Source organism: Ensifer adhaerens (genome assembly GCF_000697965.2).
Lineage (GTDB): Bacteria > Pseudomonadota > Alphaproteobacteria > Rhizobiales > Rhizobiaceae > Ensifer > Ensifer adhaerens.
The window spans coordinates 1,393,966-1,409,656 of record NZ_CP015880.1 but is presented as its reverse complement, the minus strand read 5'-3'; the positions used below and the strand labels follow the sequence as shown (position 1 = coordinate 1,409,656).

The 15,691-nt window shown below is 60.6% G+C and carries 18 protein-coding genes and 3 tRNA genes; 11 read left to right on the top strand and 10 right to left on the bottom strand.

Going from position 1 to position 15,691, the window contains the following annotated elements; genetic code table 11:
• Positions 1 to 20: 20 nt before the first annotated feature.
• Positions 21 to 992, bottom strand: a complete 972-nt coding sequence (locus FA04_RS06790; protein WP_034790985.1) for a quinone oxidoreductase family protein — start codon at positions 990 to 992, stop codon at positions 21 to 23.
• A gap of 9 nt (positions 993 to 1,001) precedes the next feature.
• Positions 1,002 to 1,727: a phosphatidylcholine synthase gene (gene pcsA, locus FA04_RS06785; RefSeq protein ID WP_034790952.1), complete on the bottom strand. Its 726-nt coding sequence runs from the start codon at positions 1,725 to 1,727 to the stop codon at positions 1,002 to 1,004.
• A gap of 273 nt (positions 1,728 to 2,000) precedes the next feature.
• Between pcsA and FA04_RS06780 the strand changes: the two genes are divergently transcribed.
• On the top strand, positions 2,001 to 3,212 hold the full coding sequence (locus FA04_RS06780) for a UbiH/UbiF family hydroxylase (RefSeq protein ID WP_034790950.1): 1,212 nt from the start codon (positions 2,001 to 2,003) through the stop codon (positions 3,210 to 3,212).
• Here the strand turns inward: FA04_RS06780 and FA04_RS06775 are convergent.
• Positions 3,180 to 4,142 carry an AEC family transporter gene (locus FA04_RS06775; RefSeq protein WP_034790948.1) on the bottom strand — a complete coding sequence of 321 codons (963 nt, stop codon included), beginning with the start codon at positions 4,140 to 4,142 and terminating at the stop codon, positions 3,180 to 3,182. The two genes, FA04_RS06780 and FA04_RS06775, sit on opposite strands and share 33 nt — an antisense overlap.
• A gap of 116 nt (positions 4,143 to 4,258) precedes the next feature.
• Positions 4,259 to 5,005 (bottom strand): cytochrome c biogenesis CcdA family protein, encoded by a 747-nt coding sequence (locus tag FA04_RS06770; protein ID WP_034790946.1) that lies wholly within the window; start codon positions 5,003 to 5,005, stop codon positions 4,259 to 4,261.
• A 191-nt stretch (positions 5,006 to 5,196) separates the two neighbouring features.
• Between FA04_RS06770 and FA04_RS06765 the strand changes: the two genes are divergently transcribed.
• The 3 genes from FA04_RS06765 to FA04_RS06755 all read left to right on the top strand — a co-directional run bounded on the left by FA04_RS06765 (position 5,197) and on the right by FA04_RS06755 (position 6,169).
• Positions 5,197 to 5,272: transfer RNA gene (locus FA04_RS06765), tRNA-Lys, on the top strand.
• A gap of 223 nt (positions 5,273 to 5,495) precedes the next feature.
• The gene (locus FA04_RS06760; protein WP_034790944.1) at positions 5,496 to 5,750 is read left to right on the top strand and encodes a YMGG-like glycine zipper-containing protein; all 255 of its coding nucleotides are present in this window, start codon (positions 5,496 to 5,498) and stop codon (positions 5,748 to 5,750) included.
• Positions 5,751 to 5,905: 155 nt separating this feature from the next.
• The gene (locus FA04_RS06755; RefSeq protein ID WP_034790942.1) at positions 5,906 to 6,169 is read left to right on the top strand and encodes a hypothetical protein; all 264 of its coding nucleotides are present in this window, start codon (positions 5,906 to 5,908) and stop codon (positions 6,167 to 6,169) included.
• 217 nt (positions 6,170 to 6,386) lie between these two features.
• Here the strand turns inward: FA04_RS06755 and FA04_RS06750 are convergent, their stop codons facing one another.
• Positions 6,387 to 7,367, bottom strand: coding sequence for a GlxA family transcriptional regulator (locus FA04_RS06750; protein WP_034790940.1), 981 nt, complete (start codon positions 7,365 to 7,367; stop codon positions 6,387 to 6,389).
• On the opposite strand from FA04_RS06750, the gene FA04_RS35580 reads away from it, so the two are divergent.
• The 4 genes from FA04_RS35580 (at position 7,297) to FA04_RS06735 (ending at position 10,199) form a co-directional block, all read left to right on the top strand.
• Positions 7,297 to 7,563 carry a hypothetical protein gene (locus FA04_RS35580; protein ID WP_162250998.1) on the top strand — a complete coding sequence of 89 codons (267 nt, stop codon included), beginning with the start codon at positions 7,297 to 7,299 and terminating at the stop codon, positions 7,561 to 7,563. The two genes, FA04_RS06750 and FA04_RS35580, sit on opposite strands and share 71 nt — an antisense overlap.
• Positions 7,564 to 7,768: 205 nt before the next feature.
• Positions 7,769 to 8,461, top strand: a complete 693-nt coding sequence (locus FA04_RS06745; RefSeq protein WP_192442010.1) for a class I SAM-dependent methyltransferase — start codon at positions 7,769 to 7,771, stop codon at positions 8,459 to 8,461.
• A 64-nt stretch (positions 8,462 to 8,525) separates the two neighbouring features.
• Positions 8,526 to 9,275 (top strand): FkbM family methyltransferase, encoded by a 750-nt coding sequence (locus tag FA04_RS06740; RefSeq protein ID WP_034790938.1) that lies wholly within the window; start codon positions 8,526 to 8,528, stop codon positions 9,273 to 9,275.
• Positions 9,276 to 9,350: 75 nt separating this feature from the next.
• Positions 9,351 to 10,199, top strand: a complete 849-nt coding sequence (locus FA04_RS06735) for a glycosyltransferase family 2 protein (RefSeq protein WP_034790936.1) — start codon at positions 9,351 to 9,353, stop codon at positions 10,197 to 10,199.
• 233 nt (positions 10,200 to 10,432) lie between these two features.
• Here the strand turns inward: FA04_RS06735 and FA04_RS06730 are convergent.
• Together FA04_RS06730 and FA04_RS06725 are read right to left on the bottom strand one after the other, a co-directional pair.
• A tRNA-Arg gene (locus FA04_RS06730) sits at positions 10,433 to 10,509 on the bottom strand.
• A gap of 37 nt (positions 10,510 to 10,546) precedes the next feature.
• A complete protein-coding gene (locus FA04_RS06725) occupies positions 10,547 to 10,852 on the bottom strand; it encodes an ETC complex I subunit (protein ID WP_034791376.1) in 306 nt (101 codons plus the stop codon).
• Between the two features lie 225 nt (positions 10,853 to 11,077).
• Between FA04_RS06725 and FA04_RS06720 the strand changes: the two genes are divergently transcribed.
• The 3 genes from FA04_RS06720 to FA04_RS06710 all read left to right on the top strand — a co-directional run bounded on the left by FA04_RS06720 (position 11,078) and on the right by FA04_RS06710 (position 13,701).
• Positions 11,078 to 11,154, top strand: a tRNA-Pro gene (locus FA04_RS06720).
• A gap of 235 nt (positions 11,155 to 11,389) precedes the next feature.
• The gene (locus FA04_RS06715) at positions 11,390 to 12,571 is read left to right on the top strand and encodes a GGDEF domain-containing protein (RefSeq protein ID WP_064816992.1); all 1,182 of its coding nucleotides are present in this window, start codon (positions 11,390 to 11,392) and stop codon (positions 12,569 to 12,571) included.
• 500 nt (positions 12,572 to 13,071) lie between these two features.
• Positions 13,072 to 13,701 carry a DUF1062 domain-containing protein gene (locus FA04_RS06710; RefSeq protein ID WP_034790910.1) on the top strand — a complete coding sequence of 210 codons (630 nt, stop codon included), beginning with the start codon at positions 13,072 to 13,074 and terminating at the stop codon, positions 13,699 to 13,701.
• A 65-nt stretch (positions 13,702 to 13,766) separates the two neighbouring features.
• Here FA04_RS06710 and FA04_RS06705 read toward each other — a convergent pair whose 3' ends face one another.
• The 3 genes from FA04_RS06705 to FA04_RS06695 all read right to left on the bottom strand — a co-directional run bounded on the left by FA04_RS06705 (position 13,767) and on the right by FA04_RS06695 (position 15,647).
• The gene (locus FA04_RS06705; RefSeq protein ID WP_034790908.1) at positions 13,767 to 14,420 is read right to left on the bottom strand and encodes an outer membrane protein; all 654 of its coding nucleotides are present in this window, start codon (positions 14,418 to 14,420) and stop codon (positions 13,767 to 13,769) included.
• Positions 14,421 to 14,583: 163 nt separating this feature from the next.
• A complete protein-coding gene (locus FA04_RS06700; RefSeq protein WP_034790906.1) occupies positions 14,584 to 15,069 on the bottom strand; it encodes a DUF192 domain-containing protein in 486 nt (161 codons plus the stop codon).
• Positions 15,069 to 15,647, bottom strand: a complete 579-nt coding sequence (locus FA04_RS06695) for a cold-shock protein (protein ID WP_034790903.1) — start codon at positions 15,645 to 15,647, stop codon at positions 15,069 to 15,071. The genes FA04_RS06700 and FA04_RS06695 overlap by 1 nt, the downstream gene beginning before the upstream one ends.
• Positions 15,648 to 15,691: the final 44 nt, after the last annotated feature.

Here is a 15,691-nt window from a genome sequence, read left to right as displayed (position 1 = left end):
CGTCCGCCTTAAGGCTTCGATCACGGAATCAGCAGTGTTGTTCCACTTGTTTTTCTTGTCTCGAGATCCGTATGCGCTCGCCCCGCATCGGCAAGCGGATAAGTCTGATTTATATTGATACGCACTTTGTTGCTTTGCACAATATCAAACAGGGAATTTGCACACGCTTCCAGCGCAGGCCGCGTGGCAACGTAACCAAAGAGTGTCGGACGCGTCGCAAACAGCGACCCCTTCTGCGCCAGGATGCCGATGCTAAAAGCCTCCACTGGACCGGACGAATTGCCGAAGCTGACCCAGAGGCCGCGCGGCTTGATGCAATCCAACGACGCCGGATAGGTGTCGCGCCCGACGGAATCGTAGACGACATCAACGCCCCGGCCGTCGGTCAATTCCTTGACCCGCGCGACGAAATTGTCGCTGCGGTAGTTGATCACGTGGTCGTAGCCATGCGCCAGCGCCAGATCCATCTTGTCCTGCGAGCCCGCTGTGCCAATAACGGTCGCGCCAAGCGCCTTCGCCCATTGGCCGGCAATCAGCCCGACGCCGCCGGCTGCGGCATGGAAGAGAATCGTCGTGCCCGGACCGACCTGATAGGTCTGGTTGAGCAAGTATTGTGCCGTCATGCCTTTCAGCATCATCGCAGCCGCAGTCTCGAGGCTGATGCCGTCGGGCACCTTCACCAACTGCGCAGCATCGACGTTGCGCTCGCTCGCATAGGCACCATCGGCCGAGGCATAGGCGACGCGATCACCGACGGAAAACAGGCTGACTCCGTCGCCAACCGCAGTGACGATGCCGGCACCTTCCTTGCCCGGCACGAAGGGCAAAGCCGACTTGTAGAGGCCGGTGCGGAAGTAGACGTCGATGAAATTGAGGCCGACGGCCACCTGCCGGATCTGTACCTCACCCGGCCCCGGCGGCGAGAGTGTCACGCCTTCGAGCTTCAGGACCTCCGGTCCTCCGAGTTCGCGTACCACAATCGCCTGTGCCATTGCCTGCTCCTATTTCCGGCCGAGACTTGGGAAAATCTGCAGCACGAAGCCAATCACGTAGAGATAGATGCCTGTGACGACGAAGCCGGTCACGACCCATGCCGGCGTCGCAAAATGCAGGAGCAGCGCATAGATGCCGAGCGCCGACCACAAGAGGAAGATGCCGAGGTTCAGCGGTCGCAAGCGCTGGACGCGAACCGGATGAAGGAAGTTGATCGGCAGGAAGGTCAAGACCACCGACACGAAAACGACGATCGACGCGGTCAGCTCGCTCGCCTGAATGACGAACAATGTGAAGACGACCATGTTCCAGACGACGGGGAAACCGGAGAAAAAGTATTCGTCCGTCTTCATGCCCATATCGGCATAGTAGATCGCGCTCGAAACCACGATCGCGCCGGCCGCCACGAAGGACCAGGGCTCGCCGATCATGCCGCTCTGGTAGAGCGCAAAGGCAGGCAACAGCACATAGGTCACATAGTCGATGACGTTGTCGAGCGTATCGCCCGACCAGTTGGGCAGCACTTCCTTGACGCGCACCTTGCGCGCGATCGGCCCGTCGATGCCGTCGACGAGCAGCGCCAGCCCCAGCCACCAGAACATGTCGACGAAGCGATGCTCGGCCGCAGCCACGACACCCAGGAAGGCGAGAAACGACCCCGAGGCGGTCAAGATATGCACGGAAAAGGCGCGAATCTCGGCGTAGGGAACTCGTCTATAGTTAAAGAACTTCATCTGCGGATGCCGCCCACCCCTGCTGTTTTCCCCGTGCGGGCCTTGACCCGCCTCGACCGCTGTGCGGCGCGTTGCCCGTAATATGCACCCTTTGCAACGCATCGCCACTAAAATTCAAGTATTACAGCCTCCCCTCGCCCCATTGTCCTGTGGACACCTGCAAATTGCTTCTGCGCTGATTCTACCCATTTATTTCGCATGCGCCGGCGACTAGAGGTATGATCGAGGCTGGGCCAAGACGCCTCACAGCTTGCGCGAAAGGGCTTTTGCATCATGGACCACTTCGACATCGCCATTATCGGTGCGGGCCTTGCCGGATCGCTTGCGGCCATCGCGCTTGCCGATGCGGGCTACCGCGTGGCCTTGATCGGACCGGAGCCGGCGGTTGCCGACGGACGCACCACCGCGCTGATGGACCAATCGATCGAGTATCTGAAGACGCTCAACCTTTGGGAAAAGGTCGAGCCGCTGACGGCTCCGCTTTCGACCATGCGTATCCTCGACGGCACCAACCGGTTGCTGCGGGCGCCACCGGTCAACTTCCGTGCCTCGGAAGTCGGGCTCGACGCCTTCGGCTACAATATCCCCAACGCGCCCTTCATCGATATTCTCTGCCACCGCGCCGAAGAGAGCCCGACGCTGACACGCATCACCACGTCGGCGATCGGCTTTGAACTTTCGGACGCTGTCGCAACGATCGAGCTTGCAAACGGCAGCCAATGCAGCGCCTATCTCCTCGTCGGCGCCGATGGTCGTCGGTCGCCGGTGCGCGAAGCGGCGAAGATCTCCGTCAGCACCTGGTCCTATCCGCAGACGGCGGTCGTCTTGAACTTTGCGCACGAGCTGCCGCACCAGAACATCTCGACCGAATTCCACACCGAAAGCGGTCCCTTCACGCAAGTGCCCCTGCCGGGCAACCGCTCCAGCCTGGTCTGGGTCCGCAAACCCGAGGATGCCGCACAAACGCTGACGCTGGATCTTGCGGCACTCTCCCGCGCCGTCGAAGACCGGATGCAATCAATCCTCGGCAAGGTAACCGTCGAGGGCACGCCGCAATCCTTCCCGCTCTCGGGCATGACCGCCCAGCGCTTCGGCAAGGGCCGCGTCGTGCTCCTCGGCGAAGCAGCGCACGCCTTCCCGCCGATCGGCGCTCAGGGGCTCAACCTTAGCCTCCGCGATGTGATGACGCTCGTCGATATCATCGGCGTATCCAGCGGCGAGCCGCTTGCCGGCGATATCGGTGACCGCTTCGACAGCCGCCGCCGGCCGGACATCATCAGCCGCACGGCAAGTGTGGATCTGCTCAACCGCTCGCTGCTCTCCGGCTTCCTGCCAGTGCAGGCGCTGCGCGCACTGGGGCTGCACGTACTTTCCGCCGTTGGGCCGCTCCGCAGCCTGCTGATGCGCGAAGGCGTGCACCCCGGCAGCGCGCTCAATGCCTTCAAGGAAGGCTTAAGGGAAAAGATCGGGCGGAAGAGCGCCTGAACGGATCAGGTAAAGCAGGCCGGTCACCGTTGCGACTGACAGTGTCGTAGTGATGAGGATCGTGGCCGAGGCTCGCTCCTGCCACACACCATATTGATGGCCGATAACGAAAACGTTCGTCGCCGTCGGAAGCGCTGCGAGCAGTACCGCCGTCTGCACCCAGACCGGATCATAGTTCCCCGTCAGGCTCATTGCCGTGAACATGACGAGCGGATGCAAGAGCAGTTTCGCCGGGACGATGTAGCCGATCTCGACGGGAATGCGCTTGATTGGGCGCAGCGCCAGCGTCACCCCCATGGCAAAGAGCGCGCAGGGCGCCGCACACTGGGCGAGATAATCGATCAGCCGCTGAACCGGAACTGGCGGCTGCACGGCGAAAAAGGCGGCGACCACACCGGCAAGTGTGGCCAGGATGAACGGGTGCAGAATGATCTTGCGCGCGACGCTGGCTGCAAGCGCCAGCGGCTTTTCCTGCCGGCCGCCTGATATCGCCATCATCGCCGGTGCGACCGCGAAATGCGCGGCGTTTTCGAAGCTGAAGATCAGCGCCACCGGTACGGCAGCGGCATCGCCCAACGCCAGGAGCGCAAGGCCAGGCCCCATGTAGCCGATATTGCCATAAGCAGCGCCAAAACCCTGGATCGTCGCCTCGGCAATGGAGTTGCGCCTGACATAGACCCCGACGAGGAAGATCAGCGAAAAGACGATGTAGGTCGCACCGACGGTGGTCAGGATGAAGTCGGCACGCGCCAGCTGTTCAATCGGCGTGCGCGAGACGAGCTTGAAGAACAGCGCCGGCAGCGCGAGGTAGATGATGAAGGTGTTCAGCCACCCCATCGCCTCGCCCGGATGGTGGACGAAGCGCGCCGTCAGATAACCGAGGAAGATCAGGCCGAAGAACGGCAGCACCAGGCCCGCGATTTCCGTCATCTTGTCCCTCGCATCCTTCACCTTCCCGCGCCGACGCCCGCACGCCTAGCGCACGAACCGGCCTGACGATTAGGCCGGTTAAGCCGAAAAGTGATTCTAAAATACGAGGGTATGCCCTAGCCGATTTTCATCAGGATCGGGAAGGTCGTCTGGAACCAGATGGCGACGGAACTGATGAAGCCGAAGAGAAAAGCCAGGCCCGCCAGCACCAGAAGGCCGCCCATCAGCTTCTCGACCAGACCGAGATGGCGACGGAAGCGGAAGAGGAAGCGCATGAAGGAGCCGGAAAACGCAGCCGCGATCCAGAACGGCACGGCAAGGCCCAGCGAATAGATCGCCAGCAACATTGCGCCGTCGGACACGGTGTCACGTGCGGCAGCAACGCCGAGGATCGTGCCGAGTACCGGGCCGATGCAGGGCGTCCAGCCGAAGGCAAAGGCAAGACCCATGATGTAGGCGCCCGAGAGCGTCGCCGGCTTGCCGCCGCCCTGGAATCGCGCTTCCCGCGCGAGCAGCCCGATCTTGAACACGCCAAGGAAATGCAGGCCCATGATGATGATGATCACGCCGCCGACGCGCGACAGCAGGTCCATATGCTGCCGAAGCAGCATGCCGATCGACGAGGCCCCCGCCCCGAGCGCCACGAAGACGGTGGCAAAACCGAGCGTGAACAACAGGGCTGCCGGCAAGACAGCGCGTCTCGTGCTGCCGATGGTCGCCGCATCACCGCTGCGGAACTGATCGACCGAGACGCCCGCCATATAGCAGAGATAGGGCGGTACGAGCGGCAGAACGCAGGGAGAAAGGAACGAAAGGGCGCCGGCAAGGACGGCGGTCCAGATGGAAATATCGGCGATCGACAACGGCAACAACTCCGGCACGCGGCATTTGGGCCATTCCTTAGCCGCAGGATCATGATGATACCAATCACCTTTTGGCGATCATTGCGCCATGCACCGTTTCTTCACAAAACCCGCAATTTTTCGGTTGACCGGGGGGAAACACGCGTGCATATGTCCGGCCACTTCCGCCGGGCTTCACCGCCGCGGCCAGGGAGCGCGTAGCTCAGCCGGTAGAGCAACTGACTTTTAATCAGTAGGTCCAGGGTTCGAATCCCTGCGCGCTCACCACGCAAACCCCATTGAAATCAATCGCTTGCTGGTGTCCTTGGACATCAAAATGCATCGCCATGCGAGCCCATTCTCTACACTTTTTGGAGCGAACCCCGCCGTATCTTCGCCTGTTGCATTCCGTGCTATCGACAATTCGACGCGTTGAGTAGATGCTGAGGCTCACGCTGAGGATGCAAGGCGGTGAACTGCCCAGTTTGGTATCGAGCAAAGGGGTGAAGGCATGAGAAAGCTTGTCATTGCGGTTTTGATGATTGGTACGCTTGCTTCCTGCACGCAGACCGAGAAAGGCACGGCGATCGGCGCCGGCACCGGTGCGATCATTGGTGGCGCGGTCAGCGACAGCTGGGGCGGCGCGGCAATCGGCGCGGTCGCCGGTGGCGTTATCGGCAACCTGATCGGACGCTCCCAGGAGCGCCAGGGCTATTGCATCTATCGCGACCGCTATGGCCGCCGCTACGAAGCCCGCTGCCGGTAACAGCAAGACCATTGGCCAAGGTGACAGGCGCATCCCCGGTCCAAACCTTCGTGGAGGCCGGCGAATGCGCCTGTGTGCCCGGCTGAAGCTGCGAGCAATATCGTCGAGGCCGAACATGGCAGGACGTCCTCAAGCAAGCGTGTTACACTTCAGACATGACTGACGAAGAACAGAACTACGAGTTTTCGGAATTATCCGGCCAATTCAGTGACGATGGCGTCGTCGTGGAATTGCGGATCTACCGGGAGGCGGGCACGAATCGCGACTGGACCCTCGAGGTCATTGACGAGGAGGGCTTCTCTACGACATGGGAGGAGCCCTTCCCGACCGACAGGGAAGCTTTCGAGGAGTTTATCGCAACGGTCCAGCGCGACGGCATCCAAGCCTTTACCGACGAGCCGCCACAAACGGTTCATTAGGGCATAATGACCCCGCGACTGCGCCCGGCCGGATGCGGCCCGGCGACGCCGGGCGTGCGGAACGACGTCGCACTCCATGCATGATGGGGACGCATCAGCGGGTGCCGTCTGCGCGGTTGCCTCAAAACACGCGAACAATCCGGATCGGCTATGCCGTGAGCAATTCGCGGGCCCCTCACCCCGGCCTTCCCAATAGTCGCGTGCCTGACGGCGCTGCCTATGCTTCCGCTCCTCTGCGGGCCAGTCGCATCTTCAGCGGGCTCATTCCATACTCGCGGCTATAGGCGCGCGAAAATGCAGACAGGCTGTCGAAACCGCATCGAAGGGCAATCTCGCGGATCGGGCTAGCGGAGTCGCGCACCAGCCGATGGGCGAACTGAAGACGCAGGCGTAGGTAATAGGCGCCGGGACTCGTCGATAGTCCGCGCACAAACAGCAACTCCAGCTTGCGCTGCGAGATCGACAGCCGCTTCGTCAACGCGGCGATCGTCAAGGGACGCTCCAGCGTGCGTTCCATCAGGCGGATGGCCTCGGCGAGCTTCGGGTCGCGCGTCTCGATCCTCCCGAGCGAAACATAGGGCTGCACGTCGGCTGCACTATGCGTCTGGTCGTAGACGAAGATGCTGGCGACATCGAGCGCCAGTGCAGACCCTAGCCGCTGGGTGATCCAGTGCAGCATCATGTCGAAGGTCGGCGAAGCGCCGCCCGAGGTCCAGAACTTGCCGTCGATGACGAACCGGTCGCCAAGCACCGTCAACTCCGGAAAGGCCTGGCTGAAATCCTCAAGCTCCTCCCAATGCGCTGTCGCCTTGCGGCCATTGAGCAGACCGCTGCGGCCGAGCAACCAGCAGCCCGATTCGATGCCGGCGACGATATCGAAATGGCGCGAGCACTCCTGCAATGCACCGATGAATTTCTTGCCGGCGTGACGATCAAGGTTGAAGCCGCCGATCACCAGCAGCGCGTCGCCGGCAAGCGGCGGGCGAAGCGTGCCCTCGACCGCAATCGGCACGCCGCAGGTCAGGACCACCGGCTTGCCATCGGCCGAGAGCAGCCGCCAACGAAACACCTCGCGCCCCGAGATACGGTTTGCGGCGCGCATCGGGTCCAGCACGGAGGCAAGCGACATGATCGACGACTCCGGCAGGATAACGACGGAAACTTCGATCACAGATTGTAGACGTCCATCGGAAGGCATGCGGGAAATGTCAAATTTCAAGCGGGAAATGTCAATTCCAATGCTGCCTTTCGGGCATTATCAGACCGTATCGATCTCCCTACGCGCGGCGCTGCAGCCCCGCGCAGAGACGTTCCCCTTTCCGCCTTTTGCCGGAACGGGCCGGTCGGAAACCATCCGCCGGCCCGTTTTTTTATGTGATTTTGCGGAATCGTAAGCGCCACTGCCCCGGCGTCTAGCGCTTCGGCAAGCCGACGAAGGGACGCGTTGCTCGGGAGGAAACGGCGTTACACCTGCAGCTCAGGCTGTGCGCCTGCCGAACTTCGACGCTCGCCGGATCCGCGTTTCAACCGCTTGCGCTAACAAAACATATAAGCCATTAAGCATGTCCGCAACTGAGGGAGACTATGATGCTGGGCGCGATGAAGAACTTCGTAAAAGCGACAAAGCTCATCGGCCGCATTCCAAAGATCGAGCAGAAACTCGACCTGCTTCTTTGGGAAACTCCGGATATCCCGCGCGACTTCTTCCCGAAGTTCGTCGAAAGCGCGAGGCAGATGGGCTGGTTGGAGAGTGCAAAACAGCACAAGCCGATGACCGCCGACGGAGAACCATGCCCCTGGTACACCTACCCGATGTTGCATTTTCTCGGCACCCGGCAACTGACTGACTTACGCGTTTTCGAGTATGGCAGCGGCAACTCCACGCTTTGGTGGAGCCGCAAGGCGAAGTCGGTGGTCAGCGTCGAACATGACCGCGACTGGTTCGAGCTGATCTCCAAGCAATCGCCGGCCAATGTAACTTACAACTATCGCGAATTGGTAGAGGGGGGCGACTACTCCACCGAGGTGACGCGCCACCAGGACACCGCGTTCGACGTTGTTGTCATAGACGGCCGCGATCGCGTGAATTGTGCCAAGGCGACGATGAACCTGAAGCAGAGGCCGTCCGCAATCATCTGGGACAACAGCGAACGCGAGAGGTACCAGGAGGGATACGACCTGCTGATCAACAACGGCTATCGCCGCCTCGACTTCGACGGCTTCGGACCGGTGAACGGCCGGCCATGGCGGACGTCCGTGTTCTACATGCCGGACAACTGCCTCAAAATCTAAGCCAGTACGACATCAACTTGGCCAGGCGTTTCGTCTGGAGAAAATTGCAATTGCCGAGGGGACTATGACCAAGGGAAAGCTGTTCAATCGGGTGCTTCGCTCAGCCGCCTCGATGCTAACGCGACAAGGTTTCCATGTTTCCGAGGAGCGTTACTCTGCTGCATACCTGAAGCGCTACGGGTTCGATATCAATACATTCATCGACGTCGGCGTTTATCAAGGCAGCCCGGTGTTCTACGAACTGTTCAAGGACAAAAAGTTCGTCCTGGTCGATCCGCAGCCAGATACGATGGAGAAGGCCGCAGACAGCGTAAAGGGCCTGAATTTTGACTACATTCAATCGGGCGCAGGCTCTGCCAAGGGCGTAGCAACCCTTTCCCTGGAAGGCCCCTCCTCAAGCCTGATGAAACGCAGGGACTGGAAGCGGCAGCCGGAAAAGACGGTCGAGATACAGATTTCACCCCTCGACGAACTTCTGGAAAACAAGGGCTACAAAGGCCCATTCGGATTGAAGGTGGACACCGAAGGCTTTGACCTTGATGTTCTGAAGGGAGCCGAGAAAACGCTTCGGGAGACGCAGTTCGTCTTCACAGAGGCAAGCCTTCGTCGCCGGTTTGAAGGTAGCTATCGGTTTTCGGAACTTGTCGCATACATGGCAGAGCAAGGCTTCGAAGTCGCCGATGTCATCCCCCACCGATCGCACAATCGCCTTGTCGACGTGCTCTTCGTGCGCTCAGACAGTTCATATCTGGAACCGAATGCCGTTCCTGTCCGCATGGTCGGTTCGTCGGGCAAAACAAACAATCAGAGTTAGCCTTCATCCGGAAACATGCCGGCGATGACGGGACTGCCGCTGAACCAGCACAGATCGCAATAGGAACAGGCATCGATGCGCGTAACACTTGCGATATGTTGCTACAACGCCGAAGAGACGATCGAGCGGACGCTCTTATCCGCCAGGCAACTGGACTGGGATGACCTGGAGATCCTGGTCTGTGACGACCTCTCCACCGATCGCTCCGCTGCCATCGTGCAGACCGTCAGCCAGCAGGATTCGCGGGTAAGACTGGTTAGCCATAGTAACAACAAGGGCAACGCTGGCGCGCGCAATACGCTCGCACGCGAAGCAACCGGCGAAATCCTAGCGTTCCTCGATTCGGACGACGAAAATGCACCAGAGCGTTTGAAGGTCCAGATCGCAAAGCTGCTTGCGGCGGAAGAACGGCATGCGGCTCCTATCTCGGTCTATTGCAGGAGGCGCGTGATCTCCGACGGCAAGACGAGGAGCCTCAGCGCCATGGGCACCGCGCAGCCAGTGGGTGGCGACGCGGTCGCGCTCCATCTCCTCTGCGACGATCCCCTCCCCGGCGACGGAAGGGTCGGCACCTGCACCATGCTCACCCGCGTGTCGACCTTGCGCAAGTTCGCCTTCGACGAGGATTTCCGCAGGGCCGTCGATCGCGAATGGGCTATTCGCTTTGCCTTGGAAGGCGGACTGATCGTTGGTTGCGAAGAAAGCCTGGTCACGCAACATCTCAGTCTCACAGACGCAAAGCGGGCTCGACAGAACGATGCACGACGTCAAGTGGTGCAGAAATTCCGGTCCTACCTGCAAGGAAAGCGCTCGTATCTCTACGCACTGACGATCCATCGTCCGGGCCGCATGTTCACCAAGGGCCACAGGCTCTTGTTCAAGCCTGTTACCGCGCTTCTTTCCTGCTTCCGGAAACGAGCGTAGCTTTCCTCGAGTGGTGCGGCGCGAATCGCCGGACTTATCCGCCGAGTGGTGGCGTACTAGAGATCTGCCGCTCATGGCGGACGAACAGATCTACCGGGAGACAATGGGCCAGCGACGGCGCCGTTTCGCGGATGGAGAGATCACCTGGCCGACGAATTCTGCTGTCGGCAAAGGGAAGCTGTAATCGAGCTTCTTTCAAGCCCCCAAAACAGCTGCTAAGTTCTTGAAATTATTGGCGACCCCTGCAGGATTCGAACCTGCGACAACCTGCTTAGAAGGCAGGTGCTCTATCCAACTGAGCTAAGGGGCCGTCCCGGGCTGTGCCCGTCGAATGCGGCTGAAGGACCTTAGTGGGTCCAGGGCTGCATCCGGTTGAAACGGAAGTTGTCCGGATAGGACACGCTCTTGCGGGTCGCTTCCTTCGGCGCGATGACGCGGTATTCGATGCCGTTTCGCTCGGCGTATGCGATCGCCTGCTCGGCGTTTTCGAAGGTCAGCCGCAGCTGCTGCTTCATGTCGCCCGAGCTGGTGTAGCCCATGATCGGGTCGATGGTGCGCGGCTTTTCCTGATCGAACTCCAGCACCCACAGATTCGTCTTGGCCTTGCCAGACTGCATGGCGGTCTTTGCTGGACGATAGATCTTTGCGGACATGGTTTCGAACGGCTCCATACTTTCGCTGGCAACATTCACGGGCGCCAGCATTCCGTCTTCCCATAACGCAGAATGATTTAAAACGGAATGACTTTTGGCCGGATAAATTTGGCTTTCAGTAGGAGATGAGCGAACTTGTGGGTTTGTCCCAGTCTAAGATGAGGCATTGGGAAATTTTGCTGTTGCAGCCCTGCTGCGAAGCGTGTATCTCCGGCGCCGTTGGCACGGAGTGTAGCGCAGTCTGGTAGCGCATCTGGTTTGGGACCAGAGGGTCGGGAGTTCGAATCTCTCCACTCCGACCATTCATTGAGGCGGAAGCGTCATTCTCCTTTTTTTCAATCTGTTCGTGATCGCAGATCTGCAGGCTAACATCGCCGTAGATCACTCGATTGCGTTGGCAAACGATCGAATCGTCCCGAGTTGGGACAAGAATGCCTATTTGTCATACGAATTTAGGAATCGCTAAATCCATTGTGGCTAGAGCGAACCGGCGCGCTTTCGTGCCCTGCGCGCCCCCAAGCCCGCCCGAGCGATCCAATGACTGCCCAACTCGACCTTGCCACCGTTCTGTTGCTTCACAAGTCGTCTTTCCTGATCGGCGCCTTCTGCTTCCTCTATGCGCGCTGGCAATCGCCGCGGGACGAAGGGCTTGGTATCCTGGCGAGCGGCTTCCTCTTCCTGGCGCTCGCCTCGACGCTCGCGGGCTATGGCGAGCAAAAGCTGTTGCCGCCCACTCTGTGGAGGCTTTCCAGCTTCACGCTCGGGATCGGCGGATATGCCCTGTTCTGGATCGGCGTGCGCCGCCTCAGCGGCGGCCGGCGCCGTCTGGCGGACTGGCTGGCGCTACTTGTGCCGCTTGCCGGCGCGCTCATCGGTCTCGCCACGGATTTCCATGTCGTCAACGTCGTCAGGGCCAGCGTCTTCAACGCCGCCGCCTTTCTTTTCCTCGCGGCTTCGGCTGTCGCCGTCATCGCCGATCGCTCGAACGAGTCGCTGCCGGCACGCGCCATGCTGGCGGCCGCCATGGCCGTCGGGGCCGGCCTTTGCCTTGCGGTGGTCATTGGCCTCCTCAAGCCCGGCATCGTGCCGATCACCACGACCTACCCCTTCTTTCTCTCGATCATCTGCCATTTCGCCATCGCACTCTTCGCCCTCGTGCTCGTCAAGGAGCGGGCGGAAGCGGAGCTGCGCCGGTCTGCCGATACCGATGCGCTGACCGGCGTCGGCAACCGGCGCTGGTTTCTGGCGCAACTGCCTCAGGCGAGCTGGCAGGGCGATTGCCTCCTCGTCATGGACCTGGACCATTTCAAGCGTATCAACGACCGCTACGGTCATCATACGGGTGATCAGGTGCTCGTCGCCTTCGCCGATCTGGTCAGGAAGAACCTGCGCAGGGGCGACAGCTTCGCGCGTCTCGGAGGCGAGGAATTCGGGCTCTATCTCCCGCGGACAAGCGAGACACAGGCGTTTGCAATCGCCGAAAGGCTACGCCGCGCCGTGGAAGAACTGCGGGTCGTGAGCAACGGGCAAAGCGTAGCAGTCAGCATCAGCATCGGGGTTGCCACCGCCAGCGGCACGGAGCGTTCCTGGGAGGAATTGTTCAATAGGGCAGATGCGGCGCTCTACGCGGCCAAACGAGGCGGGCGTAACCGTGTCGCGTCCGATGCGGAGCTTGCGGATTCGAAGCCGCTTGCGGTGAGCCTTCACCGCGCCGGCTAATCAGGCGATGCTTCGCCGCAGACCACCTTCAAAAAAGAGAAGCGGATCCAAGCATTTCCGATCCGCTTCAGATTGGAGGTGTAAGGCGTATTTTACCGCAATGCGCCGAATTCGCTTGTGGCCAAATTTCGCCTAGCGCGCCATCGCACGCCACCTTGACGCGAGCCTGTGGCAGCGTTGCACTTTTCGCCATCCGCGCAAGCGTGTAGGACGTTCAGGCAGCCACTATTGCGCTGGCTCTCCTGGAGTTTCGCTTTGCCTTTGTAAAATCCGGTCTCGCTAGTTTCACCCCGTACGCCCGATAGCACTCCAGCTGTCGGATAGAATTCTCATGCGTTCGTTGAGGTGGCGGTTCGAGACCGGAATGGCATTGCCGATCTCAAGCCCGACGTAACTTCGTCAGGCGGAACCATCACGTCCAACAGCTGCCAGACCGCGTCCCCGGAACGGGTACTCAAACCGTCGTCTCGATGGACTTCCAATTGGAAGAACCAGACGAGATGTCTCATACATTGACGGTCCAGTGGACCATCGAACCCCAATCCGCCCCCCGCCCCTGGCTTGCCTGCAACCGCTGCGGCGGCCACCGCCCCTTCGTATGCAGCGGCAAGACACGGTTGAACGCCAACGGGCGGCGGCTCGACGCCTGGCTGATCTATCGCTGCGCCGTCTGCGAAGACACCTGGAACCGTCCGATCTTCGAGCGGCGGAATGTCGCCAGCGTCGCCCCGGATGTGCTCGCAGCGCTTCAAAGCAACGATCCCGTCTGGGTCCGACAGGCGGCGTTCGACATCGAAGGTCTTCGCCAATGCACGGACCGGATCGAGGATTTGGCCGATTCTAACGTGGAACGGCACGTATTGGGTGGGAGTGCGGGTTGCGCACGGCTTGAGATTGTCCTTGTCGTGCGCCAGGCAAGCAGCCTGCGCGTCGACCGCCTGCTATCGGCGGAACTCGCGCTTTCACGCGCCAGACTGAGCAAGCTCGAAACCAAAGGGCGACTCACGCTTCTGCCCGAGTCGCGGAAGGCCCTGCAACGCCCGATCAGAGACGGCAGCCGCATCGTCCTCGATCTTACGGCGGAAGATGACCGGGCCGAGATTGCCCGGCGTGCCCGCGGCGGCCCGTAGTTGAAAGGATACCGCGGAGCGTCCGGCAGCATGCCGGCGCGCTCCGCGATGCCAATGGTTGCTGGTCAGAACTTTACGCCGACACCAACGGTGAACTGGTGCTGGTCGAGATCGACATTGACGCCGCCGAAGTCCTTGTCGCCGTAGTCGTTGTAGCGGTACTCGGCGCGGCCGAAGACGCTGTCGGTGAACGAATAGTCGACACCGGCACCGATCGTCCAACCGTTGAAGGTTTCCTTTTCCTTCGATGCGCCGGGCACATCGACGAAGCCGCGGGTCACCGCCCAGCCGCCGGCGCCATAGAGCAGCGCCTTGTCATTCAGCAGGTAGCCGACCCGGCCGCGTATTGCGCCGGAAACGTCGGTACCAACTTCGGTCGAGGTTCCGCCGACGTCGAACGTCTTGTCGTTCCAATTGTAGTTGACGTCACCCTCGATGCCGTAAACCCAGTCGCCCTGCTGAAAGTTGAAACCGGCAAAGGCGCCGAGCAATCCGCCATTGAAGTCTTCTGAAGCGCTGCCGCCAGGCGCACTGAAATCGCCATTGAGCCACCCGCCGCCGCCCTGGAGGCCGACATAACCGCCGGTCCAGACGAATCCCGGCGATGGTTGCGCGACCGGTGCCGGCGGCTGGCTCAGATCGGCTGCCAAGTCCGCTGCCATCGCTGTTTGCGCAACGGCGCAGGCCGCTACCATTGCAACAAGCACACTCCGGATCATCACGGCTGCCTCCTGTTGTCGCCAGAAGAATATTAGCAACTCGTTAACGCGCAGTCTGCCCGAAAGGCTCCATGATCTCAACCATGAAACCCGTGGGGTTCAGACACATAATTTAGGAAATGATCGGGCAAGGACAAGGCGGACCGCGAAGTGGCCCCGGCGTCTACGGCTTCGAAGACGGCATGCGGGCACCTTCCAGCCGGTCTCCGGGCCGGATATTCAGCCGCTTGACCGCGCCGGCATTGAGCTCAAGCACGAAAGCCACCGGTTCTTTCGAATCAATGATCGCTTCCGAAAAAGGCACGGCGCCTTCATGGATCGTGCGCACAACGCCCTTGTTGTCGATGAACAGCATATCGAGCGACAAATGGGTGTTCTTCATCCACATCATCACGCGGCGTGTCTCGCCAAAATCGAACAGCATGCCGTGATCCGGCGCCATGGAGGTACGAAACATCAGGCCCTGCTCACGCTGGGCCGGATCGAGGGCCAGTTCGACCGTCAGTTCGTGCACAGCCTTGTCCGCGGTGACCAGGCGCATCTTGTCCGTTGTGAACTGAACGTCGGCGAAAGACGATACCGTCAGGGCAAGCAACAAAAAAAGCGCCAGGAAGGCGCTTTTTCCGACAAGGTTTCGAGCCGCGACCATCAGTGCGCCCGGCTCGTCGGCGACGGTCCATCCGGATGTATCTCAGCGGCCATCAGGCCCTTTTCGCCATCGCCGAACCGGACGAGCACCACCTGGCCTGGCCGCAGTTCCGTCAGGCCGAAACGCCTGAGCGTTTCCATATGGACGAAGATATCTTCGGTTCCCTCGCCGCGGGTCAGGAAGCCGAAGCCCTTGGTGCGGTTAAACCACTTGACGAGAACGCGCTCAAGGCCGCTGGTCGGCGTTACCTGCACGTGGGTTCGGACCGGCGGCAGCTGCGACGGATGCACCGCCGTGGATTGGTCCATCGATAGGATACGGAACGCCTGGTAACCGCGGTCCCGCTTCTGGATGAGAGCAACGACCCGCGCACCCTCAAGAACCGTCTGGTAGCCGTCGCGGCGCAGGCAGGTCACGTGCACCAGCACATCCTGCATGCCGTTGTCGGGAACGATGAAGCCGAAGCCCTTGGCGACGTCGAACCACTTGATCACGCCGGTGATTTCGATGAGGTCGAGAGCGTCGCTGCCAAAGTCGTCACCATGCATGACGTCTTTTGAAGATGTCCTATCCGCCATTCTCTCCCAGCCCCTCGTTTACGCGCGACTACCGATACGGTTAA

Bases quoted from the DNA above. Each gene is read 5' to 3' on its own strand.
- FA04_RS06715 (WP_064816992.1), top strand. From the start codon at position 11,390: ATGACTGCCCAACTCGACCTTGCCACCGTTCTGTTGCTTCACAAGTCG.
- FA04_RS35580 (WP_162250998.1), top strand. From the start codon at position 7,297: ATGATCGACGACTCCGGCAGGATAACGACGGAAACTTCGATCACAGAT.
- FA04_RS06740 (WP_034790938.1), top strand. From the start codon at position 8,526: ATGACCAAGGGAAAGCTGTTCAATCGGGTGCTTCGCTCAGCCGCCTCG.
- FA04_RS06705 (WP_034790908.1), bottom strand. From the start codon at position 14,420: ATGATCCGGAGTGTGCTTGTTGCAATGGTAGCGGCCTGCGCCGTTGCG.
- FA04_RS06780 (WP_034790950.1), top strand. From the start codon at position 2,001: ATGGACCACTTCGACATCGCCATTATCGGTGCGGGCCTTGCCGGATCG.
- FA04_RS06775 (WP_034790948.1), bottom strand. From the start codon at position 4,142: ATGACGGAAATCGCGGGCCTGGTGCTGCCGTTCTTCGGCCTGATCTTC.
- FA04_RS06710 (WP_034790910.1), top strand. From the start codon at position 13,072: ATGTCTCATACATTGACGGTCCAGTGGACCATCGAACCCCAATCCGCC.
- FA04_RS06700 (WP_034790906.1), bottom strand. From the start codon at position 15,069: ATGGTCGCGGCTCGAAACCTTGTCGGAAAAAGCGCCTTCCTGGCGCTT.
- FA04_RS06760 (WP_034790944.1), top strand. From the start codon at position 5,496: ATGAGAAAGCTTGTCATTGCGGTTTTGATGATTGGTACGCTTGCTTCC.
- FA04_RS06735 (WP_034790936.1), top strand. From the start codon at position 9,351: ATGCGCGTAACACTTGCGATATGTTGCTACAACGCCGAAGAGACGATC.
- FA04_RS06755 (WP_034790942.1), top strand. From the start codon at position 5,906: ATGACTGACGAAGAACAGAACTACGAGTTTTCGGAATTATCCGGCCAA.
- FA04_RS06745 (WP_192442010.1), top strand. From the start codon at position 7,769: ATGAAGAACTTCGTAAAAGCGACAAAGCTCATCGGCCGCATTCCAAAG.
- FA04_RS06750 (WP_034790940.1), bottom strand. From the start codon at position 7,367: ATGCCTTCCGATGGACGTCTACAATCTGTGATCGAAGTTTCCGTCGTT.
- pcsA (WP_034790952.1), bottom strand. From the start codon at position 1,727: ATGAAGTTCTTTAACTATAGACGAGTTCCCTACGCCGAGATTCGCGCC.
- FA04_RS06790 (WP_034790985.1), bottom strand. From the start codon at position 992: ATGGCACAGGCGATTGTGGTACGCGAACTCGGAGGACCGGAGGTCCTG.
- FA04_RS06695 (WP_034790903.1), bottom strand. From the start codon at position 15,647: ATGGCGGATAGGACATCTTCAAAAGACGTCATGCATGGTGACGACTTT.
- FA04_RS06725 (WP_034791376.1), bottom strand. From the start codon at position 10,852: ATGTCCGCAAAGATCTATCGTCCAGCAAAGACCGCCATGCAGTCTGGC.